The organism is Novosphingobium sp. BL-A-41-Hi4A-0G, from assembly GCF_055521735.1.
In genome coordinates this window covers 1,040,849-1,062,105 of the sequence record NZ_CM145501.1, presented here as the reverse complement: position 1 = coordinate 1,062,105, position 21,257 = coordinate 1,040,849, and the positions used below count along the sequence as shown (strand labels likewise).

At 62.7% G+C, this 21,257-nt stretch carries 25 protein-coding genes; 14 read left to right on the top strand and 11 right to left on the bottom strand.

Annotated features, from left to right (window positions below):
* The first annotated feature begins 69 nt into the window (after window positions 1-69).
* From aroQ to accC, 3 genes are all read left to right on the top strand, one after another.
* A complete protein-coding gene (gene aroQ, locus ACZ1JX_RS05195; RefSeq protein WP_465125705.1) occupies window positions 70-522 on the top strand; it encodes a type II 3-dehydroquinate dehydratase in 453 nt (150 codons plus the stop codon).
* 101 nt (window positions 523-623) lie between these two features.
* Entirely contained in the window at window positions 624-1,112 is a 489-nt protein-coding gene (gene accB / locus ACZ1JX_RS05190; protein WP_465125704.1) for an acetyl-CoA carboxylase biotin carboxyl carrier protein, read from the top strand.
* 9 nt (window positions 1,113-1,121) lie between these two features.
* Window positions 1,122-2,468: an acetyl-CoA carboxylase biotin carboxylase subunit gene (gene accC / locus ACZ1JX_RS05185; protein ID WP_465125703.1), complete on the top strand. Its 1,347-nt coding sequence runs from the start codon at window positions 1,122-1,124 to the stop codon at window positions 2,466-2,468.
* A 57-nt stretch (window positions 2,469-2,525) separates the two neighbouring features.
* Here accC and ACZ1JX_RS05180 read toward each other — a convergent pair whose 3' ends face one another.
* The 3 genes from ACZ1JX_RS05180 to gshB form a co-directional block, all read right to left on the bottom strand.
* Window positions 2,526-2,753 (bottom strand): hypothetical protein, encoded by a 228-nt coding sequence (locus ACZ1JX_RS05180; protein WP_465125702.1) that lies wholly within the window; start codon window positions 2,751-2,753, stop codon window positions 2,526-2,528.
* A 76-nt stretch (window positions 2,754-2,829) separates the two neighbouring features.
* Window positions 2,830-3,429, bottom strand: a complete 600-nt coding sequence (locus tag ACZ1JX_RS05175) for a DedA family protein (RefSeq protein ID WP_465125701.1) — start codon at window positions 3,427-3,429, stop codon at window positions 2,830-2,832.
* A gap of 75 nt (window positions 3,430-3,504) precedes the next feature.
* Window positions 3,505-4,452 (bottom strand): glutathione synthase, encoded by a 948-nt coding sequence (gshB, locus tag ACZ1JX_RS05170; protein ID WP_465125700.1) that lies wholly within the window; start codon window positions 4,450-4,452, stop codon window positions 3,505-3,507.
* An 85-nt stretch (window positions 4,453-4,537) separates the two neighbouring features.
* On the opposite strand from gshB, the gene ACZ1JX_RS05165 reads away from it, so the two are divergent.
* The gene (locus ACZ1JX_RS05165; protein ID WP_465125699.1) at window positions 4,538-4,759 is read left to right on the top strand and encodes a hypothetical protein; all 222 of its coding nucleotides are present in this window, start codon (window positions 4,538-4,540) and stop codon (window positions 4,757-4,759) included.
* Window positions 4,760-4,820: 61 nt separating this feature from the next.
* Here ACZ1JX_RS05165 and ACZ1JX_RS05160 read toward each other — a convergent pair whose 3' ends face one another.
* Complete coding sequence (locus ACZ1JX_RS05160; protein ID WP_465125698.1) at window positions 4,821-5,177, bottom strand: YraN family protein; 357 nt, start codon at window positions 5,175-5,177, stop codon at window positions 4,821-4,823.
* Window positions 5,174-6,043: a 16S rRNA (cytidine(1402)-2'-O)-methyltransferase gene (gene rsmI / locus ACZ1JX_RS05155; protein ID WP_465125697.1), complete on the bottom strand. Its 870-nt coding sequence runs from the start codon at window positions 6,041-6,043 to the stop codon at window positions 5,174-5,176. The genes ACZ1JX_RS05160 and rsmI overlap by 4 nt, the downstream gene beginning before the upstream one ends.
* Window positions 6,044-6,100: 57 nt before the next feature.
* Between rsmI and ACZ1JX_RS05150 the strand changes: the two genes are divergently transcribed.
* Together ACZ1JX_RS05150 and parE are read left to right on the top strand one after the other, a co-directional pair.
* Entirely contained in the window at window positions 6,101-7,261 is a 1,161-nt protein-coding gene (locus ACZ1JX_RS05150; RefSeq protein ID WP_465125696.1) for a penicillin-binding protein activator, read from the top strand.
* 82 nt (window positions 7,262-7,343) lie between these two features.
* Window positions 7,344-9,344: a DNA topoisomerase IV subunit B gene (gene parE, locus ACZ1JX_RS05145; protein WP_465125695.1), complete on the top strand. Its 2,001-nt coding sequence runs from the start codon at window positions 7,344-7,346 to the stop codon at window positions 9,342-9,344.
* Here the strand turns inward: parE and ACZ1JX_RS05140 are convergent.
* Window positions 9,341-9,874 carry a hypothetical protein gene (locus tag ACZ1JX_RS05140; RefSeq protein WP_465125694.1) on the bottom strand — a complete coding sequence of 178 codons (534 nt, stop codon included), beginning with the start codon at window positions 9,872-9,874 and terminating at the stop codon, window positions 9,341-9,343. The two genes, parE and ACZ1JX_RS05140, sit on opposite strands and share 4 nt — an antisense overlap.
* Window positions 9,875-10,011: 137 nt before the next feature.
* On the bottom strand, window positions 10,012-10,782 hold the full coding sequence (locus ACZ1JX_RS05135; protein WP_465125693.1) for a hypothetical protein: 771 nt from the start codon (window positions 10,780-10,782) through the stop codon (window positions 10,012-10,014).
* A 257-nt stretch (window positions 10,783-11,039) separates the two neighbouring features.
* Here ACZ1JX_RS05135 and ACZ1JX_RS05130 point away from each other — a divergent pair, with 257 nt between their 5' ends.
* A complete protein-coding gene (locus ACZ1JX_RS05130) occupies window positions 11,040-11,885 on the top strand; it encodes an AAA family ATPase (RefSeq protein ID WP_144907170.1) in 846 nt (281 codons plus the stop codon).
* A gap of 40 nt (window positions 11,886-11,925) precedes the next feature.
* Window positions 11,926-13,005 (top strand): hypothetical protein, encoded by a 1,080-nt coding sequence (locus ACZ1JX_RS05125; RefSeq protein ID WP_465125692.1) that lies wholly within the window; start codon window positions 11,926-11,928, stop codon window positions 13,003-13,005.
* Window positions 13,006-13,054: 49 nt separating this feature from the next.
* On the opposite strand, the gene ACZ1JX_RS05120 is transcribed toward ACZ1JX_RS05125, so the two are convergent.
* On the bottom strand, window positions 13,055-13,795 hold the full coding sequence (locus ACZ1JX_RS05120; protein WP_465125691.1) for a glutathione S-transferase family protein: 741 nt from the start codon (window positions 13,793-13,795) through the stop codon (window positions 13,055-13,057).
* A 94-nt stretch (window positions 13,796-13,889) separates the two neighbouring features.
* Here ACZ1JX_RS05120 and ACZ1JX_RS05115 point away from each other — a divergent pair, with 94 nt between their 5' ends.
* Together ACZ1JX_RS05115 and ACZ1JX_RS05110 are read left to right on the top strand one after the other, a co-directional pair.
* The gene (locus ACZ1JX_RS05115; protein ID WP_465125690.1) at window positions 13,890-14,312 is read left to right on the top strand and encodes a GFA family protein; all 423 of its coding nucleotides are present in this window, start codon (window positions 13,890-13,892) and stop codon (window positions 14,310-14,312) included.
* Window positions 14,313-14,315: 3 nt separating this feature from the next.
* On the top strand, window positions 14,316-15,182 hold the full coding sequence (locus tag ACZ1JX_RS05110; protein ID WP_465125689.1) for a DUF817 domain-containing protein: 867 nt from the start codon (window positions 14,316-14,318) through the stop codon (window positions 15,180-15,182).
* Here the strand turns inward: ACZ1JX_RS05110 and ACZ1JX_RS05105 are convergent.
* Window positions 15,169-16,038, bottom strand: a complete 870-nt coding sequence (locus tag ACZ1JX_RS05105) for a L,D-transpeptidase family protein (RefSeq protein WP_465125688.1) — start codon at window positions 16,036-16,038, stop codon at window positions 15,169-15,171. The genes ACZ1JX_RS05110 and ACZ1JX_RS05105 overlap by 14 nt on opposite strands.
* A 159-nt stretch (window positions 16,039-16,197) precedes the next feature.
* On the opposite strand from ACZ1JX_RS05105, the gene ACZ1JX_RS05100 reads away from it, so the two are divergent.
* From ACZ1JX_RS05100 to ACZ1JX_RS05090, 3 genes are all read left to right on the top strand, one after another.
* The gene (locus tag ACZ1JX_RS05100) at window positions 16,198-17,379 is read left to right on the top strand and encodes a vWA domain-containing protein (protein ID WP_465125687.1); all 1,182 of its coding nucleotides are present in this window, start codon (window positions 16,198-16,200) and stop codon (window positions 17,377-17,379) included.
* 17 nt (window positions 17,380-17,396) lie between these two features.
* Window positions 17,397-18,170 (top strand): enoyl-CoA hydratase, encoded by a 774-nt coding sequence (locus ACZ1JX_RS05095; protein WP_465125686.1) that lies wholly within the window; start codon window positions 17,397-17,399, stop codon window positions 18,168-18,170.
* 148 nt (window positions 18,171-18,318) lie between these two features.
* Window positions 18,319-18,828: a twin-arginine translocation pathway signal protein gene (locus tag ACZ1JX_RS05090; RefSeq protein ID WP_465125685.1), complete on the top strand. Its 510-nt coding sequence runs from the start codon at window positions 18,319-18,321 to the stop codon at window positions 18,826-18,828.
* Window positions 18,829-18,864: 36 nt separating this feature from the next.
* On the opposite strand, the gene ACZ1JX_RS05085 is transcribed toward ACZ1JX_RS05090, so the two are convergent.
* Together ACZ1JX_RS05085 and ACZ1JX_RS05080 are read right to left on the bottom strand one after the other, a co-directional pair.
* A complete protein-coding gene (locus ACZ1JX_RS05085) occupies window positions 18,865-20,064 on the bottom strand; it encodes an exo-beta-N-acetylmuramidase NamZ family protein (protein WP_465125684.1) in 1,200 nt (399 codons plus the stop codon).
* Window positions 20,061-20,546 carry a DOMON-like domain-containing protein gene (locus ACZ1JX_RS05080; protein ID WP_465125683.1) on the bottom strand — a complete coding sequence of 162 codons (486 nt, stop codon included), beginning with the start codon at window positions 20,544-20,546 and terminating at the stop codon, window positions 20,061-20,063. Before ACZ1JX_RS05080 ends, ACZ1JX_RS05085 begins: the two co-directional genes overlap by 4 nt.
* A 95-nt stretch (window positions 20,547-20,641) precedes the next feature.
* Between ACZ1JX_RS05080 and ACZ1JX_RS05075 the strand changes: the two genes are divergently transcribed.
* Window positions 20,642-21,205: a hypothetical protein gene (locus ACZ1JX_RS05075; RefSeq protein ID WP_465125682.1), complete on the top strand. Its 564-nt coding sequence runs from the start codon at window positions 20,642-20,644 to the stop codon at window positions 21,203-21,205.
* Window positions 21,206-21,257: the final 52 nt, after the last annotated feature.

Below are 21,257 nucleotides of genomic sequence, written 5' to 3'. Positions count from 1 at the left end.
ACGCCCTCCTCCCTTGCACGTTTGCCTGCAACGTCTATCACGACAGGCAAATCGCGATCGGGGGATCACATGACGCAATCATTCGGGCAAGGCACGACGGTCTACGTGCTCAATGGCCCCAACCTCAACCTGCTTGGCCTGCGTGAGCCCGAGATCTACGGGTCGCAGACGCTGGATGACATTGCAGGGATGCTTGAAGATCGCGGCCGCGAACTGGGGCTTGAGATCGACATGCGCCAGTCCAACCATGAAGGCCATCTGGTCGACTGGCTGCATGAAGCCCAGGCCGAAGGCGTCAAGGCCGTCCTGCTCAACGCCGGGGCTTACACTCACACTTCGGTCGCGATCCACGATGCAATCAAGTCGATCAAGGTTCCGGTGATCGAGGTCCACCTGTCCAATCCGCACAAGCGCGAGGACTTCCGCCACAAGTCCTATGTCGGCATGGCGGCGCTCGGCACGGTATGCGGATTTGGCGCGAACAGCTATCTCGTCGCGCTGTACGCCGTTTCGCGGCTTTAGGACGCGCGTTTTTCCACCTTCAAGGGCCTGCGCCCCTTGCCAGCCGGACATCTTGGGGGCATGGCGCGCGGTCTGAATTCATACCCCGCGAGGAAATTCCAATGGGTCACGAACGCGGCGACAAGGCCGACAACATGGCAATTGACAGCAAGCTGGTGCGCGAACTGGCAGAGCTTCTTGCCGAAACCGGGCTTTCCGAAATCGAAGTCGAGGATGGCGAGCGCAAGATCCGCGTCGCCCGCCAGATCACCGCAGCGCCCGTGGCGCAAGTCTCGGTCCCGGCACCTGCCGCCGCTGCTCCCGCTCCGGTTGCTGCTCCAGCTGCAGCCCCGGCTGCCGCACCTGCAGACGACAACGCCAACGCGCTCAAGTCGCCGATGGTCGGCACCTGCTATCTCGCCGCCGAGCCGGGCGCCGCGAACTTCGTCACCGTCGGCCAGACGGTCAAGGCGGGCGATACCGTCCTGATCATCGAGGCGATGAAGGTCATGAACCCGATAACCGCGCCTGCCGCAGGTGTCGTGAAGGCCATCCTCGTCGAGAACGCGCAGCCGGTCGAATTCGACCAGCCGCTGGTCGTGATCGCGTAAGGACCGCACATGGCCATCAAGCGCCTGCTGATCGCCAACCGCGGCGAAATCGCGCTGCGCATCCACCGCGCCGCACATGAAATGGGCATCGAGACGGTCGCGGTGCACTCCACCGCTGATGCCGACGCGATGCACGTGCGCCTTGCCGACCATGCGGTCTGCATCGGCCCGCCTGCTGCGCGTGACAGCTACCTGAACGTCGCGGCAATCATCTCGGCTGCCGAGATCACCCATGCCGACGCGATCCACCCCGGCTACGGCTTCCTCTCGGAGAACGCCAAGTTCGCCGAGATCGTTGAAGCGCACGACATCACGTGGATCGGCCCCAAGCCCGAACACATCCGCACGATGGGCGACAAGATCGAGGCGAAGCGCACCGCAGGCGCGCTGGGGCTGCCGCTCGTGCCCGGATCGGACGGCGCGGTTTCCGACATCGCCGAAGCCAAGGCGATTGCCGAGAAGGCGGGCTATCCGGTCATCATCAAGGCCGCATCGGGTGGCGGCGGTCGCGGCATGAAGGTATGCAACGGCCCCGAAGAGCTCGAAACGCTGATCCAGCAGGCCGGGAGCGAGGCCAAGGCCGCGTTCGGAGATGCCACGGTCTATATCGAGAAGTACCTCGGCAACCCGCGCCACATCGAATTCCAGATCTTCGGTGACGGCAACGGCAATGCGATCCATCTGGGCGAACGCGACTGTTCGCTCCAGCGCCGCCACCAGAAGGTGCTCGAAGAAGCGCCCTCGCCCGTCATCTCGACCGAAGAACGCAATCGCATGGGCGGCATCGTCGCCAAGGCGATGGCCGACATGGGCTATCGCGGGGCGGGCACGATCGAGTTCCTGTGGGAAAACGGCGAGTTCTACTTCATCGAGATGAACACCCGCCTGCAGGTGGAACATCCCGTCACCGAAGCGATCACCGGCGTCGATCTCGTGCGCGAACAGATCCGCATTGCCGATGGCAAGCCGCTCTCGGTCAAGCAAGACGAGATCGAGTTCAAGGGCCACGCGATCGAGTGCCGCATCAACGCGGAAGACCCGTTCACGTTTGCTCCCTCACCGGGGCTGGTGAAAAGCTATCACGCAGCGGGCGGCATGCACGTGCGCGTCGATTCCGGGCTCTATGCCGGGTACAAGATCCCGCCCTACTATGACTCGATGATCGCCAAGCTGATCGTCTATGGCCGCACCCGCGAAGGCTGCATCATGCGCCTCAAGCGCGCGCTCGAGGAAATGGTGATCGAAGGTCCCAAAACCTCGATCCCGCTCCACCAGCGCCTGCTGAACGAGCCTGATTTTCTCTCGGGCGACTACACGATCAAGTGGCTGGAAGAGTGGCTGGCGAAAGACGCCTGACTTCCACCACATCAAACGGAAAAGCCCCCGCAGTGCGGGGGCTTTTTTGTGGGCGGATCAGTTGTCACCGTCGTCCAAAGGCAACCTTGCCCGGATCGCCCGCCATGCCGGTTCCGGCCGGTCGTTCTTCACGAGAATCGCCTCGACCTCGTCGAACTCTTCCAGTTCCAGCGCCTCACTCACGCTAAGCGAAAAATAGACGTTCTCGTCATTGTCCATGCGCACGGCATAGGCGCCGCGACCTTCTTCGCTTCTGGTAATGATGCACATCGCTTTGACAGCCATGGTAGAACCTTGATTTGATAGTTTGATACAAATGCCCGCAGGGGGCTCCTTCATGCAGCGCCTCGGCGTCTTGCTGTCAAGAGCGCGGTTTCCAAACAATCACGCGCCAGACATAGGCCACCAGCACGATCACCAGCGTGCCTGTTGCCACCGGCCCCGTGTACTTCTCCAGATCGCTGAAATTTCGGCCCAGATAGTAGCCTGCCCCTGCAAGAATGGCGTTCCAGATCGCAGCACCGGCAAAGGTGAACAGCAGGAACCGGACATGCCCCATCCGCGTCAGCCCCGCCGGAAGCGAGATCATCGTGCGCATGAACGGGGCAAAGCGCACAGCAAAGACGACCCACTGGCCGTGACGACGGAAGAACGCGACGATGCGCTCGATGTCCTCCCACTCCACGGTCAGCCAGCGACCGAAGCGGTTCACGAAAGGCTGCAAGCGTTCATATCCCAGTGAGCGCCCAAGCAGGTACCAGCAGTAGTTGCCCAGCGTCGACCCCACGGTCCCTGCCAGCATCAGCGGCCAGAACTCCATCCGTCCGCGCGCCACGGCAATGCCGCCAAGCCCCATGATCACTTCCGAAGGGATCGGCGGAAACACGTTCTCGATGACCATCAGGAAAGCGATGCCCCAATAGCCGCCCCCTTCGATCAGGTGGATGATCCAGTCATTCATGGAAAGGGTAACGCTTCCAAGCAGCCAAAAGCTCCTGCACCCCCACCTGCGCGGGGGCGCAGCATCTCATGTGACCTAGAGCCGCCCTTCGATCGCGTCCCAGATCATCCCCGGCGTATCGGTGCCATTGAACTTATCGATGGCGACGATCCCGGTCGGCGACGTCACGTTGATCTCTGTCAAGTACTTGCCCCCGATCACATCGATCCCGACGAAGATCAGCCCCAGCCGCTTCAGCTCTGGCCCCAGCGCGGCGCAGATTTCCTGCTCCTCAGGCGTCAGTTCGGTCTTCTCGGCATAGCCACCGACTGCAAGGTTCGAGCGGAACTCGCCCTCGCCGGGCTTGCGGTTGATCGCACCGGCAATGTCGCCATCGACCAGCACGATGCGCTTGTCGCCCTTGGCGACTTCGGGAAGGAAAGCCTGCACCATGTGCGGCTCGGGCCAGGTCTGGTTGAACACCTCGAACAGCGCGCCGAGGTTCTCGCCCTCCTCGCTCACCCGGAAGATCGCCTTGCCGCCGTTGCCATGGATCGGCTTGATCACGATGGCGCCGTGCTTCTTCTGGAACAGGCGCACTTCATTGACCGAACGGGTCACGATCGTCGGCGGCATGAAGCGACGGTAATCGAGCACCATGACCTTTTCGGGCGCGTTGCGGACGCTGCGCGGGTTGTTCACCACAAGCGTCTCGCTTCCGATCCGCTCGAGCAGATGCGTTGCGGTGATGTAGCCCATGTCGAACGGCGGGTCCTGCCGCATCAGCACCACGTCGATATCACGGCCAAGGTCGATCCGCCGCTTCTCGCCCACCTTGTAATGATCGCCCACCACACGCTGCACCGTCACCGGCGAGGCATTCGCGATCAGCCGGTCGTCCTCGTCCAGCGTCAGCGAGCCGACATCGTAGTGATAGACCTCGTGCCCCCGCTCCTGCGCTGACAGCATGAGCGCAAAGCTCGAATCGCCATTGATATTGATCGAATGGAGCGGGTCCATCTGGACCGCGACGCGAAGAGTCATGCTTGCACTGATCCTCAGGGGTTTCTCTCACCCGCGCCTTAAAGCGACTTTATCGGCAGCGCGACCATTTTCGCCTCGCGCCACGATGGCGCCACCCCCCTTCAAGGAGCCATTGATGCGCAAGCTGTTCACTGTTGCCGCCGCCGGTATCGCCGTTCTCGGCTGGTCTGCCCAGGGCATTGCCAACCCCGACCCGCACCCGACGTCCGCCCCGCACGACGACCACAAGGGTGACAAGAAGGACGAGCATCACGACGAGCACAAGGATGGTGAGCACAAGGATGGCGAGCACAAGCCTGCTCACTGATCCAAAGACTCAAGCGCCGGGTTGCCACGCATTGGCAATCCGGCCCTAAATTGCCTTCAGATCAAGCGCCGGGTTGCCAGGCATTGGGAATCCGGCGCGGCCACGTACGCGGGGCGACAAGGATCACGTCGATCCGCACATCATCTCCAGCCTTGGCATAGCGCGGCGCCAGCATCTCCGCCGCCCTCGCTACACGCCTCAGCCGGTGCGCGTCGACAGCCTCGCCCAGCAAGGCAGCATCGCGCCGCCACTTCACCTCGATGAACGCCACGGTCCGACCCTTGCGCGCGATCAGGTCCACCTCGCCGACCTTGACCTTCACCCGCTGTGCCAGAATGCGCCACCCACCCAACCGCAACCACCACGCCGCCAGCGTCTCGCCCCGCCGCCCGCGCTGTTCTGCCTCGGCCCTGCTCAAGCTTTGAGTTCCCCGGCCTTCAGTTCCCCGGCCTTAAGCTCCATTGCCCGCGCGTAGAGCGTTTTGCGGTCCAGACCATGCGCCTTGGCGACCTTGCCCGCTGCTTGCGACGTCGACATTTCCACCAGTGCCGCTCGAAGTTCGGCGTCGATCACGTCCTCGTCAGGTGCCTCGGCCTCGCCCGGCGGCCCGATCAGCAGCACGATCTCGCCCTTCGCCGGATGCGTGGTGTAGTGCCCTGCAAGCTCCGCCGCAGTCCCGCTGCGGCATTCCTCATGCAGCTTGGTCAGTTCTCGCGCCACGACCACGTCGCGCCCCGGCAAGCGCTCGGCAATGGCCTCGAGCGAAGCAACCAGCCTTGGCCCGGTTTCATAAAACGCGAGCGTTGCCGGAACTGCAGCCAGTTCCGCCAGCACGTCGCCCCGCGCCTTCTCCTTGTTCGGGAGAAACCCTGCAAACAGGAAGCGATCCGTCGGCAGGCCCGCCATCGAAAGCGCGGTGATGACCGCACTCGCGCCCGGCAGCGAGGTTACCGCAATGCCCCTCCCCTTGGCCTCTCGCACCAGACGATAGCCCGGGTCCGAGATCAGCGGTGTCCCCGCATCAGAGACGAGCGCCACGGCCTTCGTCGCCATCTCGCCCAGCAGTGCGTCGCGCGCGCCTTCGCTGGCGTGATCGTCATAGCGCCGCATGGGTTTGTGCAGACCGAGCAGATTCAGCAACTTGCCGGTAACCCGCGTGTCCTCGCACGCCACCAGATCACAGCGACCAAGCGTTTCGATCGCGCGACGGGTCATGTCACCAAGATTGCCAATGGGGGTGGCTACAATATAGAGACCGGGTTCAAGTGGTGGTGACGTTTCCATGCGCATTGCAATGGACCGGGCAGAGCAGAGCGACAAGAGGGTGTGCGGGGAATGAACATGGGACAATCTGGCGAAAGCCGCATCTCGGGCCTTCGCCAGTCGCGCAGGTGGGTGGTGACCGGCACGCTCGCGCTGCTCGCAGGTTGCACCGTTATTCCCAAAGGCACAGCCCCGATTGCCGAGCCGACCGAGAAGGCGCCTGACGCCAACACCCTGCCGACGGACGCTGGACGTCATCGCGTCGCGCTGCTCGTGCCGATGACCGGCATCAACGCTGCCGTCGGCCAGTCCATCGCCAATGCGGCGACCATGGCCGTGCTCGATACCAATGCCGCCAACTTGCGCATCACCACCTATGACACCGCAACCGGTGCAGGCGCTGCCGCATCGCGCGCGATTGCCGATGGCAACAAGCTGATCCTCGGCCCGCTGTTGTCTGACGACGTCGTACTCGTCTCGAATGTGGCGCGGCCCGCCAAGGTGCCGATGATCACCTATTCGAACGATAGTGCCGTCGCCTCGCGCGATGTCTTCGTCATGGGGCAGGCGCCCGGCCAGTCCATCGCCCGTGTCCTCGGCTTTGCCAAGGCGAAGGGCGTGAAGACTGTCGCTGCGATCATCCCGACGGGCGATTACGGACAGCGCGCCACTGCAGGCCTTACCGAAGCCGCGCGTGCCAGTGGCGTGACCGTCACCGCCATCGAAACCTACGATCGCGGCAATACCTCGGTCGCAAGCGCAGTGCGCCGGGCCAAGGACAAGTCGAAGTTCGATGCGCTGCTCATCGCCGATGGCAGCCGCATCGCGCTGCAGGCAGGCCCGCTCGCCGGCAAGGGCGTCAAGCTGCTCGGCACCGAACTGTGGAGCGGCGAAGGCGCCATCGCCAAATCGCCCGCGATGCGCGGCGCATGGTTCGCCGCCGTCTCGGATGGACGCTTCGGCCAGTTCGAAAAGAGCTACACCACCCGCTTCGGCGCAACGCCCTCGCGCCTTGCAACGCTAGGCTACGACAGCGTGCTCCTCACCCTCAATGTCGCCCGCACCTGGAAGCCCGGGACCACCTTCCCCACCGCCAAGCTCTATGATCCGCAAGGCTTCATCGGCCTCGACGGCGTCTTCCGCTTCACCGCTTCAGGCATGGCCGAACGCGCGATGGAAGTGCGCGAAGTGGCGGCAGGCACGTTCACGACCGTGTCACCGGCGCCGGCCAAGTTCTGAACGCCCGATAACGGGGGATTTCGCCGGATAAGGCGGCATCCCCGCTTGCGTGCGGAATCGCGGGCGTTCTATACCCGTTCGCATGTCCGATGACCTTTTCGACAAGCTCCCCGCCACCAGCGCCACCGAAAGCTATGACGGTTCCGCGATCGAGGTTCTCGAAGGCCTCGAACCCGTCCGCCGCCGCCCCGGCATGTACATCGGCGGCACGGACGAGCGCGCGCTGCACCACCTCGCCGCCGAAGTGCTCGACAATGCGATGGACGAGGCGGTCGCGGGCCATGCCAACCGCATCGAAGTGGTGCTCGAAGAGGGCAACCGGCTGACCATCTCAGACAACGGTCGCGGCATTCCGGTTGACGAGCATCCCAAGTACCCCGGCAAGTCGGCGCTTGAAGTCATCCTCACCACGCTGCACTCGGGCGGCAAGTTCTCGGGCAAGGCCTACGCCACCAGCGGCGGCCTCCACGGCGTCGGCGTCTCGGTGGTCAACGCGCTTTCATCGCTCACCCGGATCGAAGTTGCGCGCAACAAGGAGCTTTACGCGCAGGAATTCTCGCGCGGAAACCCCACGACCAAGCTGCTAAAGGTCGGCAACGCCCCCAACCGGCGCGGCACACAGGTCACTTTCGTCCCCGACATCGAGATTTTCGGCGAAGACGCCAAGTTCAAACCCGCCCGCCTGTTCCGGCTGGTCCGTTCGAAGGCCTACCTCTTTGCCGGTGTCGAGATCCGTTGGCGGTGCGTCCCCTCGCTCGCCAGCGAGGAAGTGCCAGCCGAAGCCGTGTTCCAGTTCCCCGGCGGCCTTGCCGATCATCTGGCCGAGCAGGTCTCGGGCCGTGAATGCGTAACCTCGGTGCCGTTCGCGGGCCGTCAGGACTTCCCGCTCGGCCCCAATGGCGAGGAGAATGGCCGCGTCGAATGGGCCATAGCCTGGCCGCTGTGGTCCGATGGCTCGTACTCGTGGTACTGCAACACCATCCCCACCCCGGATGGCGGCACACACGAACAGGGCCTGCGCGCCGCGCTGACCAAGGGCATCCGCGCCTTCGCCGATCTGATCGGCCAGAAGAAAGCCAAGGACATCGCGCCCGAAGACATGATCACCGGCAGCGAGATAATGCTCTCGGTCTTCATCCGCGACCCCCAGTTCCAGAGCCAGACCAAGGACCGCCTCACCTCGCCCGAGGCCGCGCGTATGGTCGAAGCCGCCGTGCGCGATCATTTCGACCACTTCCTCACCGACAACATGGAGCGCGGCAAGGCTCTGCTCGGCGCGGTGATGGAGCGCATGGATGAACGCCTGCGCCGCAAGGCGGAGCGCGAGGTCAAGCGCAAGACCGCCACCAACTCGCGCAAGCTGCGCCTCCCCGGCAAGCTCACCGACTGTTCGGGCGAAGGCAGCGGCGAGACCGAACTGTTCATCGTCGAAGGCGATTCTGCAGGCGGCAGCGCCAAGCAGGCGCGTGATCGCAAGACGCAGGCGATCCTGCCCATCCGGGGCAAGATCCTCAACGTCGCCAGTGCCACGCCCGACAAGATCCGCGCCAACCAGGAAATCGCGGACCTCGCGCTCGCGCTCGGCTGCGGGATGCGCAAGGACTGTAACCCCGATGCGCTGCGCTATGACCGCGTGATCATCATGACCGACGCCGACGTTGACGGCGCGCATATCGCCACGCTGCTGATGACATTCTTCTTCCAGGAAATGCCCGAACTCGTCCGGCGCGGCCACCTCTACCTCGCCCAGCCCCCGCTCTACCGCCTGACCAGCGGCAGCACGTCTGCCTATGCCAAGGACGACGCCCACCGCGCCGAACTCGAAGCCACCAAGTTCAAGGGCAAGAAAGTCGAAGTCGGCCGCTTCAAGGGCCTGGGCGAAATGAACCCGCAACAGCTGCGCGAAACCACCATGGCGCCTGCCACCCGCAGCCTCATCCGCATCACCCTGCCCCCGGAATACGAAGGCCGCGCGGCGGTGAAAGACCTCGTCGACCGCCTGATGGGCCGCGACCCCGCGCAGCGCTTCATGTTCATCCAGAACCGCGCGAGCGAGATCGATCCGGAGCTGATTGACGCCTAAACTGTCGCTTGGCTGAGGTCCGATTTCTGTTCGGTAGCGTGCTTTGCAAAACTGGCTAACTCGTCGCCTTTGTCTGCCACTTGCAAGAGAAGCCGTGCCTCCATCACTTTCCTCATGAGCTTTCTCATGCGGTTGTCCATCTGCCGGCCTTCAAACTCTAAACAGGCCTGCTCAAGATGGTGGAATGCCGACCAGTAGCGCTCAGCCTTATGGAGCGGCCCCAAGAACGTGACGAGACTTGTGCTCACAGCGGCTATAATCCCAATTAACCATGCAAACTCGCGCAAAGAGCTCAGGTATTGAGATTCAGTGGATGCACCAGAAATTGCGGTTAGAAGTGTTCCTGCAACAACACCTGTAAGGCCAATTGTATAATGAGAGAACCACCAAAAACGATATAACCTCTGTGTTCTTCTCAAGAACGCCAAAACGGCAGATGGAATTTCTGGCTCCGGATTTTTATCAATCTGCCAAGAATACCGCAGGTGATACGGTTTCGGACGATATTGCGTAATGTCTATCAAAGCCATGCCCCCCGACTTAGGCGATCGTGTATTCTGCCCAGATCCATAATCTGGGCTACCAAATTTTAATAGTGTCATCGATGCTGATAGACGGCATCGGCCTTGGACATCAATTTCAATAAGTCCCGAAACTAAACGTCTGGCTAACTAGTTGCCGAGCTGTTCTCGCTCCCACCGTCACCCTTCTTCGCCCGAAAATCAAACCGGATCCGCACCCACTCGCCGATCTGCGGCTTCCCGTTCACGCGCGGCGGGCGGACCAGAAACTGCCAGCTGGCCTGCCGGATCGCCCGGGCGAGGCCTGATCCCGGCGGGCTTTCGCCGAGTTCCTGGCAGTCTTCGACGTGGTACTTCTCGATCGTCTTGCAGGCGATCATGGCCCAGTCGCCCTGCATCCGGCGCTGTGGCAGGTACGGGCCAATCTCGGCTTCGGTCGGCTCGCGATACCATTGCGCGGCATAGAGCCTGACGCCGCCCGGCCCTTGCCCGACGCTGGCGGAATCGCCTGGACTGCCTGCGCTCGCCTGCCGCGCCCCGCCGGACTCCGCGCGCTTCATCTTCGAGATATCGGTCGCACGATAATCGTTGCGCGAAAGTTCGATGAATCCTTCCGGCCATTCGACCTTGCCGGGAACGGGAACTGGCGGCGGCGCCTTCATGGGCTGGGCCGAAGCCGCCTCGGCCGACTGCGCCTGTTTGCGCTCCTGCTTCTGCTGCTTTTTCTCGGCCTTCTTCTCATCCTGCCCGTCGGCCGAAAGGTCGATTGCGGTCAGATGCGAACCCTTGCCGTCGCCGAACCCGGTGACCGCGCCCATCCGCCACATGATCAGGAATACAAGAAGGGTCGTGACAGCCGCAAACGCCATCGCTCCGGCCCGCTCGCGTGGCGATGCCTGATATCCTTGCTTCGCCATGACATTACGGTGTGCGACCATTGCCGCCTCGCTACACGCCACCGCGCAAGGCTTCAATCGGCAAGAGACATCGCGGCCTTGCGGCGACAATTTGATACGCTACGAAGCTGACGCAGCCGTCATAAACGAACCTCAAAACTGACGCCAGTGTCAACAAATCGCCATCTGGATGACACGCACGTCAGGAAACCATACCCCTTGCGCAGTTCCTCGCCCCGCCTTATCGCTTAACCAAACGATTAACACAGGAACCGCCGATGCGCTTCGAAGGCACCAGCAATTACGTCGCTACCGATGATCTCAAGGTTGCGGTCAACGCCGCCGTCCTGCTCCGCCGCCCGCTGCTGGTCAAGGGCGAGCCCGGCACCGGCAAGACCGTGCTGGCACACGAAATCGCCAAGGCCGTCGGCGCCCCGCTGATCGAGTGGAACGTCAAGTCCACCACCAAGGCGCAACAGGGCCTCTACGAATACGACGCCGTCGCCCGCCTGCGCGATGGCCAGCTGGGCGACGAGCGTGTTCACGACATCAGCAACTACATCAAGAAGGGCAAGCTCTGGGAAGCCTTCACCGCCCCCAAGCTGCCCGTCCTGCTGATCGACGAAATCGACAAGGCCGATATCGAGTTCCCGAACGACCTTCTGCAGGAACTCGATCGCATGAGCTTCGATGTCTACGAGACGCAGGAGCGCATCGAGGCGAAGGAACGCCCGATCGTCGTCATCACCTCGAACAACGAGAAGGAACTGCCCGACGCTTTCCTGCGCCGCTGCTTTTTCCACTACATCAAGTTCCCTGATCGCGAGACGATGCAGGCGATCATCGACGTCCACTTCCCCGGCATCCAGAAGACGCTCGTCTCCAAGGCGATGGAAGTGTTCTACGAGATCCGCGAAGTGCCCGGCCTCAAGAAGAAGCCCAGCACCTCCGAACTGCTCGACTGGCTCAAACTTCTGCTGAACGAGGATATGCCATTGGACGTCCTCCAGAACCGCGACCCGACCAAGGCCATCCCCCCGCTCCACGGCGCACTCCTGAAGAACGAGCAGGACATCATGCTGTTCGAACGCCTCGCCTTCATGTCGCGGCGCCCGGGCAACTGACGCCGTGCAGAGGCGGCGGTTCGCGCACAGGCTCTCGACCGTGGTTGGTGCAGCGACGGTTCTCGCACTGCCATTTCGCGCGACCGCCGAATGGAAGCCCGGTCCCATAGTCGCGGACACCCACGCGCCATGGCGCCATGCAGAAGCCCAGATTGATTTTCCCGCTGCCATCGGAGAATTCTCCCGCCGGGGAATCTCCGAAAATGCACAGGATCAACGTGACGTCAGTCTCGCGTTCCAGACACCCAACGGCGAAAGCACGCTTTCGATCTTCGTGTTCAAGCCGGCTCACCCACAGGCGCCGATCTGGATCGATCGCACCCAGGCGGTGATCCGTGTCGGGCTTGCTGCTGGAAGACTTGGTGGCGGAAAGCTCTCCGAGAGGCCGCTTGCTGTTGATTTCATTCCGCCCGGGCACACCGTCCGTTCCGGTCTGCGCCTGACTTACGCAATTGAAGGCGGCAGAGCAAAGGCGACGGGCGTGGCAATAGTCCCGTCGAACGCATGGCTCGTTTCCATGCGCCTGACATCGACCACGCTGGATCAGGCGGAAGTTGACAACACATTGGCACGGGCTGCCGAAGCGCTTGGATTTGCCAAGAAAAGGGGCGCGCAGGCACCAGCGCAACTGCTTGCCGATTGCCCGACGATGCTCACACAGAAGCCGGCAAAGCGCGCGAAGGCCGACATGACAGGCGCACTGATGGCAGGGCTCATGGGTATCGACCTGCCTGAAAAGGACGAAGACCACCCATCCGAGCTCTCGGCCACCAAGGCCAGACCCGATGAGGAAGACAGCGCACCCGAGATATTCTGCCGAGACGCCGCGAGTACGGATTCGTTCGGAGTCTATCAACCGGTGGGGGGATTGGGTGGGTACACCGTGGTTTTCGGTGATGCAGGCCCCGTCATAGATGTGCGCCCGAGCCTTGCGGCGGCCTTGCTTGGCGGCGGCAAGAAAGTGGACGTCGCGCTGCGACTTCCAGACAGAACGTTGATTTACGCACCGTTCAAGTCCTCGCCGACGATCGAACAGGTCCTTGCCGTCGTAAACGGCGAGGCCCCTGTTTCGATGGTCGACAGCAAGGGCAATGTCACGATTTCATCGGGCCTGAAGTAAGCGAGCCGGGCGACGCTTGGTCGTCACCCGGCAGCATGCACCAGCGCCCTCACTCCCGCGGCCCCAGCTTCTCCAGCTCAACCTGCGCGAACATAGCCTTCACCGCCGGGCGCTCGTTGATCTGCTCGATCCAGCGCACGAGATGCGGGGTGTCATCCTTGTTCACAAGTTCCTTGAAGCCGAACGGCATGCCGTTGGCGATGGCGAAGTTGCAGATGTCGGCCAGCGTGTACTGCCCAGGCACCAGCCATTCGTGATCGGCCAGATGGTCGTCGAGCTTGCGCACTGAGTATGCGATCTTGCGCATTTCCTCGTCGAGCAGATCCTGCGGGAAGCCTTCGCGAGCCCGGCGCCACTTCACCTGCTGCTCGACCACGGGGATCGCCTTCACCTTCTCCTCGAACTCGGCGTCGCTCAGCCCCTTGACCATGTTGCCGACATAGCGGTGCCAGCCGATGGTCGAGACGCACCAGCAGAAGTATTCGTCCACCCATTTCGTCCATATCCGCATCTGCGCACGGCCAAAGCTGTCGGCGGGGCGGAGGGAAACCTCGGTCGGATATTCGTCCTCGAGGTACTCACAGATCACCGTCGACTCAGTCACAACCTTATCGCCATCCACCAACGCCGGAACCTGCCCGCGCGGATTGATCGCCTTGAACCAGTCGGTATGGTGTTCGAACTTTGCGGGATCGAGCCGGCGCTTTTCGATATCGAGGCCCTTTTCGAACACCGTCAGCAGCGGTTTCATCGAGTTGGCGGCGGGTCCAAAACTGTAGAGCTTGAGCATATTGGTGTTATCCTCTCCGAATGGACTCACCATAAACAATTGTATGTAACACTAACAATACCCAATCGCCTGCGGGCAGAAGGAAGGTTCGGAGATGCCCTACACTGGCCAATGTGCCTGCGGGACCATAAGCCTTGAAATCTCTGGCGAACCGGTCGCCACGCGCCAGTGCTGGTGCCGCCAGTGCCAACAGATCGCCGCAGGGGGACCGACCAACAATGCCATCTTCAAGGCAGAGGACGTCCAGATCGACGGCGCTGTCGCCCGGAATGCGTGGACGGCTGCCAGCGGCAACACCCTGACGTTTCACTTCTGCCCTTCGTGCGGCACGCAGATCTACGCCCAGAGCTCGGCCCGTCCGCACCTGAAGACCGTCCGCTTCGGCGCGCTCGATGCCGGACATGGCCTGCGCCCCGAAGCGATCATCTGGACCGACGACGCGCCGCAGTGGGCGCAGATCGATCACTCGCTCGAAAGCTGGCCGCAACAGCCACCGGCCCCGCCGCCAGCCACCTGAGGCATGCACGCACCGTTTCACCAGCCCGGGACTGCGAAAACTGCCCACACGCGGTTCGCCGCGGTGCGAGCGCGGCTCGAGGCATTTGCCCCAGCCCCGGGTCCTCCGGCCTGGGCCTACGAATTCCTGCTGTTCGGCTTCAAGCAAGGCTGGGCCTGCCTTTTCGGCGGCCTCATGCTGGCCATGCTCCTCGGCACACACCTCCTCTGGCCTGCCGATGCTCCCCTCGCCCGCTACGATGCGCTGACGATCGGCGCCCTGCTGATACAGATCGCCATGCTTCTGCTTCGGCTGGAAACCCTGTCCGAAGCCAAGGTCATTCTGGCATTCCATGTCGTCGGTACGGTCATGGAACTGTTCAAGACAGCTTACGGATCGTGGACCTATCCCGAAGCCAGCGTGCTTCGCATCAGCGGTGTGCCGCTGTTCTCCGGCTTCATGTACGCCTGCGTCGGCAGCTACATTGCCCGCGTCTGGCGTATCTTCGACTTCCGCTTTGCGGACTACCCGCCGACGGCGTGGACATATGCGCTGGCAATCGGCGTCTACGTGAACTTCTTTGCGCACCACTGGCTGCCAGACGTCCGGATCGTTCTCTTTGCCGCGATGGCAGTGCTGTTCTGGCGGACGCAGGTCGTCTTCCGTGTCTGGCGCGAGGATCGCCGGATGCCGCTGTTGCTGGGATGGATTCTCGTCGCCATGTTCATATGGTTTGCCGAGAACATCGCCACCTTTTCACGCGCGTGGATCTACCCGGACCAGCGCGACGGCTGGACGCTCGTATCCCCCGCCAAGCTGGGAGCATGGTATCTGCTGATGTACATCTCGTTCGTGCTGGTCGCTGCCGTCCACCGCGTCAGATCACGTTGAAGCAATCCGTCCCTGATCGCTTGAGCGACGAGCAGACCGCATATGCTCCCGGGGCGCTGGCTCGCAAGCGCCAGTACTTGCGCGAGCCGACCATTGCCGGAACCACCACCTTGCGGAAGCCTGACAACTCAGGATGGCGCGACACCGCATCGAGCCAGTGAGTCTCGGCTTCAGCAGGGCTCAGCGCGGCGGCCAGCTGGATCGTCTGCGCCGGTGCATCCGCAGCCAGTGCCACAGCGGCGCCTGGCGGTGGCGCGCCTGGTGGCAAAGGACCTGACAAATTCAGCGCCAGCGTGATCGCCCCCTCCTCAGAGCGCAGCGGCGCGTTGGTGACGACCACCGTGGTCCTGCTCGCCTGCGTCAGGCCGAACAGGGCCTTGGCAAAGCTTCGGGGCAGGCGGATGCAACCGTGCGAGGCAGGATAGCCCGGCAGATAGCCCGCGTGAATCGCAATCCCGCGCCAGGTCAGCCGCTGCATGAAGGGCATCGGCGCGTTGCTGTAGATGTTTGAGCGGTGGTAAACCTTCTTCTGCAGGATCGGGAACACGCCAGCAGGCGTCGAATGCCCCTTGCGTCCTGTCGACACCGGCGACGATCCCCAATGTGCGCCGTCCTTGAACACGTGCATCCGCTGCGATGCCTTGCTGACGACGATCAGCACGCCCGATTGCAGCACGCCCTGCACCGGCGGCGGCAATTGCGGACGGCTTGCGGGTGGCAGGGGCTGCGGCGCGGCGACCGGGAAAGCGGCATCTTGCGCATCTGCCCGTGCTGGCCGAACCGACACCAGAAGTCCGGACCCGGCAAGACCAAGCAGCAGCACGACAATTCCAAGAAATCCCGCGGCGCGACTCATGGTTAACGCCTCTTAACTATGCTTATCCATGAATTAACCAATTGCCAGGAGTGCTCAACCGTCTATCGCGCAATCCTTCACGCGATTGGTCGCGCAACGCCCTTGCCGATCGCCCGCGCAGCCCTTAATCATCCGGTTAAGTCAAAGGAGCGGCCACCGGTGTTTTTCAACTTCGTCGACGAATTGCGCGCCGCTGGCATTCCGGCCAGCTTCAAGGAGCACCTCGTGCTGCTCGAAGCGCTGGAAAAGGACGTGATCGAGCAGACGCCCGAAGCGTTCTACTACCTCTCGCGCGCCACCTTCGTGAAGGACGAGGGCCTGCTCGACCGGTTCGACCAGGTGTTCAACAAGGTCTTCAAAGGCCTGCTGACCGACTATGGCCAGCGCCCGGTCGATATTCCGGAGGACTGGCTGAAAGCCATCGCCGAAAAGTTCCTTTCCGAAGAGGAGATGGAGAAGATCAAATCCCTCGGATCGTGGGAAGAGATCATGGAGACGCTCAAGAAGCGTCTGGAAGAGCAGGAAAAACGCCATCAGGGCGGAAACAAGTGGATCGGCACCGGCGGCACCAGCCCGTTCGGCAATTCCGGCTACAACCCCGAAGGCGTCCGCATCGGTGGCGAAAGCAAGCACAAGCGCGCGGTGAAGGTCTGGGAAAAGCGCGAATTTGCCAATCTCGACAACACCAAGGAACTGGGCACCCGCAACATCAAGATCGCCCTGCGCCGCCTCCGCCGCTTCGCCCGCGAGGGTGCGGCGGATGAGCTGGACCTTGAGGGCACGATCGAGGGCACCGCGCGCCAGGGCTGGCTCGACATCAAGATGCGTCCGGAAAAGCGCAATGCGGTCAAGCTCTTGCTGTTCCTCGATGTCGGTGGATCGATGGATCCGTTCATCAAGCTGGTCGAGGAACTGTTCAGCGCCGCCACGGCGGAATTCAAGAACATGGAGTTCTTCTACTTCCACAACTGCCTCTACGAAGGCGTTTGGAAGGACAACAAGCGCCGCTGGTCGGACCGCACGAAAACGTGGGACATCCTCCACAAGTTCGGCCACGATTACAAAGTGGTGTTCGTCGGCGATGCGGCGATGAGCCCCTACGAGATCAGCCACCCCGGCGGCAGCGTCGAGCATTTCAACGAAGAGGCGGGCGCGGTGTGGATGCACCGCGTGGCGCAGACTTATCCGGCCACCGTCTGGCTCAATCCCGTGCCGGAGAAGCAGTGGACCTATTCGCAGTCCACCAAGATGATCAAGGACCTGATCGGCGGCAGCATGTACCCGCTAACTCTTGAGGGACTCGACGGGGCCATGCGGGAACTCACCCGCAAGAAACACTGAACTCCCGGAGGCAGAGCATGGGCAAATCGATCCTTGTGACACGGACGGCGCAAGGGCGTCATGACCTCGTGCTCAACCGCCCCGACAAGTTCAACGCCCTGTCCGAGTCCCTGCTTGGCGAGCTGAAGTCGGAACTTGCCGACATCGCCGCAGACCCTGCCGCCCGCGTCGTGGTCATCTCCGGCGCGGGCAAGGCGTTCTGTGCAGGCCATGACCTTGCCGAGATGCAGGCGGACCGCAGCCTCGATACCTATCGCCGTCTCTTCGCCACCTGCACCGAGGTCATGGAGGCGATCGCCGCCCTGCCCGTGCCAGTCATCGCGCGCGTCCATGGCGTTGCCACCGCAGCAGGGTGCCAGCTCGTTGGCGCCTGCGATCTGGCAATAGCTTCCGAGACCGCCCGCTTTGCTGTCTCGGGCATCAACGTCGGCCTGTTCTGCTCGACTCCAGCCGTCGCGCTCAGCCGCAACGTGCCCACCAAGCGCGCCTTCGAAATGCTCGTCACCGGCAAGTTCATCGACGCCCGCACCGCGTCCGACTGGGGCCTGATCAACACCGTGGCCGCTCCAGAAGCCCTCGATACTGCCGTGGACGACTTCGCCAACACGATCATCGCCAAGAGCCCCGACGCGATCCGCCGCGGCAAGGCCCTGTTCCAGGCCCAGCGCGAACGCCCGCGCGCCGAAGCCTATGCGCTCGCCTGCGAAGTCATGGCGCGCAACATGATGGACGAGAACACCGACGAGGGCATCACTGCCTTTCTGGAGAAGCGTGCGCCCGTGTGGCGGTGAGAGGCAAGGGCAAACGACGTATTGCCGCGTCCTGTAGCCCCGCCCTAGCTCCGTCCCCTGACAACGTCAGGGAGATGCCCGAATGAACCGAAGACAAGCTTGTACAGGCCTGGTCCTGACCATTGCGACCCTTGCGGCACGCCCTGTCATGGCCGCTGAGGGCAAGCCTCCGCTGGTCCCTGCCGGCTTTGCGGTCCCGACGCTTGTCGAAGCCAGTGGTTTCAAGCTCGTCCCCCTCGGCCCTTCGCTCGTGAAGATCGACTTTGACGCCTACATGTCGTCGATCGAGCATCTGCAGAAGACCTTCACCCGCAACACCGCATGGCCGCATCCCGGCATCACCGATGCCGAGGCCATGGTCGACATGGAGACCGAGCAGGCCCGCTTCGCCCAGCGTAAATCCTTTGCCTACGCGGTCCTGACGCCAGATGGCACGCGCGAGCGCGGCTGCGTCTATGTCCAGCCGAGCCCTGTTGCAGGCTACGATGCCGTTGTCCGGATGTGGGTGACCAAGGCCGAGTACGATGCAGGCTTTGAAGCCGAGCTTTACGCGTGGGTCGTCAAGTGGCTGGAAAGAGATTGGCCCTTCGCAAAGGTAGCCTATCCCGGCCACGCCATTGGCTGGGAAGAATGGGACAAGCTGGCAGGCAAGGGGTAGGAAGCGAACGCGCGGCCAGTTGCAGTCTGTTTGGCATCAGTACAGCAGGAAGCGCCGCCGCTCTTCGATCCAGGCGGCCTCGTCGCGCCCCGCTAGCACATCCAGATCCCCAGCCACGCTGCCTGCATCGTCCACCCATTCGCGCAGTGCAGGCCCGCCGTTGATCACATCGATCGCCAGTTTGTCGAACACGTACTCGTAAGGAAAATCGCGCCAGATCGGGTAATCGGGATAGAGTCTGCGGATCGCCTTGAACGCCAGTGCCTGCAACCGCCACGGACGGAATGCTTGGTGATCGTAGAACGCCCCCTCGGCATGGATCATCAGTGCACTGCACAGGCTCTTGGCGTGCTTGTGGAAGGTCGGTTCGAACCAGCATTCGCGGATCGCGCAGCCTTCCAGCCACTGCGGCGCAAAATTGCGCATCTCTGCCAGCACCGCCTTGGCGTCCACGTCCGGCGCGCCGAACAGCACCTCAAGCGGACGCGTGGTGCCACGCCCTTCGGACAACGTCGCTCCTTCTATCATCACCGTGCCAGCGTAAGCGCGAGCCATGTTCAGGCTGGCGGCGTTGGGTGACGGGTTGATCCAGATCCGGCTCTCCGGCCAGCCGAACCCCGGCCCCTGCTCCGGCGTCCAGCCTTCCATGGTGATAACACGGTAGTCCACATCGAGCTTGAAGTGCTCCACGAACCACGCGCCCATCTCGCCCAGAGTCATGCCATGCCGCATCGGCATCGGCCCGGCGCCAACGAAGCTTTCCCACCCCGGCAGCAGCGTGGTGCCTTCGACCGGACGGCCTGCCGGATTGGGCCGGTCGAGCACCCAGACCGCCTTGCCGGTGCCGCTCGCTGCCTCGAGCAGGTAGAGCAGCGTGGTGACGAACGTATAGATGCGGCAGCCAAGGTCCTGCAGGTCAAACAGGAACACATCGGCACTGTCCATCATCCGCGCCGTCGGACGGCGGACTTCGCCGTAGAGGCTGAACACCGGGATGCCATAGATCGGATCGAGCTCGTCCGCCGTCTCGACCATGTTGTCCTGCTTGTCGCCCTTCAGCCCGTGCTGCGGGCCGAAAGCCGATGTCACGTTCAAGCCTGCGGCGATCAGCGCATCGAGCGAATGGACCAACCCTGCCGTCACCGAAGCGGGATGCGCAACCAGCGCCACACGCTTTCCTTCGAGCGGCTTCCTCAGGGCGGGGTCGGCGATGAGCCGGTCGATACCGAATTTCATGGGGCGCTCGGTGCCTCAAGCCGCCCTGCGAAGCAAGACGCGTGGTGGAAATCGGGCCGGTCCTCGCGGTGGGCAATGGCCCAGTACGACTTGCGCCCGCCGTCTTCCTCGATCACCGCCGTCAGTCCAATCGCAGCGGGGAGCGAGGGCAGCGCGGCGGAAGGCAATGACACGTCAAAGATCAGCACCGACTGCCCCTTGCGCGGTGTGCAGACAGGATCGCGGGGCATCGGCCGCTCCGCCATGCCTTCACGATAGCCGCTGAAATCGTAGGCGGCCCAACGTTGCGAAGGCGAGAAGTTGAATTCGGCATAGGCTTCACCATCATCGGGCTTCACGAACAGCTCGAAACACGTCGCCTGCCACAATCCGTCTGTCCGCCCCTTGCCTGCAAATGGCGGCACGACAAGCCGCTGCGCTCCCTCGACCCGCCAGCGCAGGGTCATCCATCGGGCGTCATGCGAGAGAACGCGCGATTCCACGGAGCTGACTTCCAGAGGCGGGTGCAAGGGATGGCTGGACAGGATCGGCATGGTCTGGAACTAACCGCTGGCGGGAGAGGAAAGCAATGATCGGAATGCGAACAATCATATCGCTGGCAGCAGCGGCCGCAGCCATGCTCGCCAGCGAGGCTTCGGCCAAGGAGTTCGGCATCGGCGGCGGCATAACGGTGACGCTTGGCAGTGACTGGACCGGCACCTCGATGCAGAACCTGGCGATGCGTATGCCGGGCATGAAGGACATGCTGGAGGAAGCCACCGAAAGCCGCCTGCGCGGCCCCGGCTCGGGCGTTCTCGTCTCCTACATGAAGTTCAAGACCGACAAGGCCACCAGCGACATCAAGATCGACGATGCTGCGAATGTCGCGAAGGCAGCACAGGCAACCTATGCGGCGCAGGCGACTGAGACCGAATTGCAACCGGTGGTGCGCATCATTGGGGAGACCGTCCGGGCGTACCTCACGCTTCATGCAAAACCCGGCACCCAGTTAAACGTCGCTGGCGGTTATCCGGGCGGATGCGTCACGACCGGCACGATCCGCCTTGGCGCAGCAATCCACAACGTTTCCATCGCATCCGAAAGTTGTGAAAGCGCAAGCCACAAGGAAGCTTTGGCCGCGATTTTCGAGGTCGGCGCCTAGCAGGCTGGCGAACTCGCCAAAGGCGGGGCCTTTGTTTGCCCACGTCATCGTG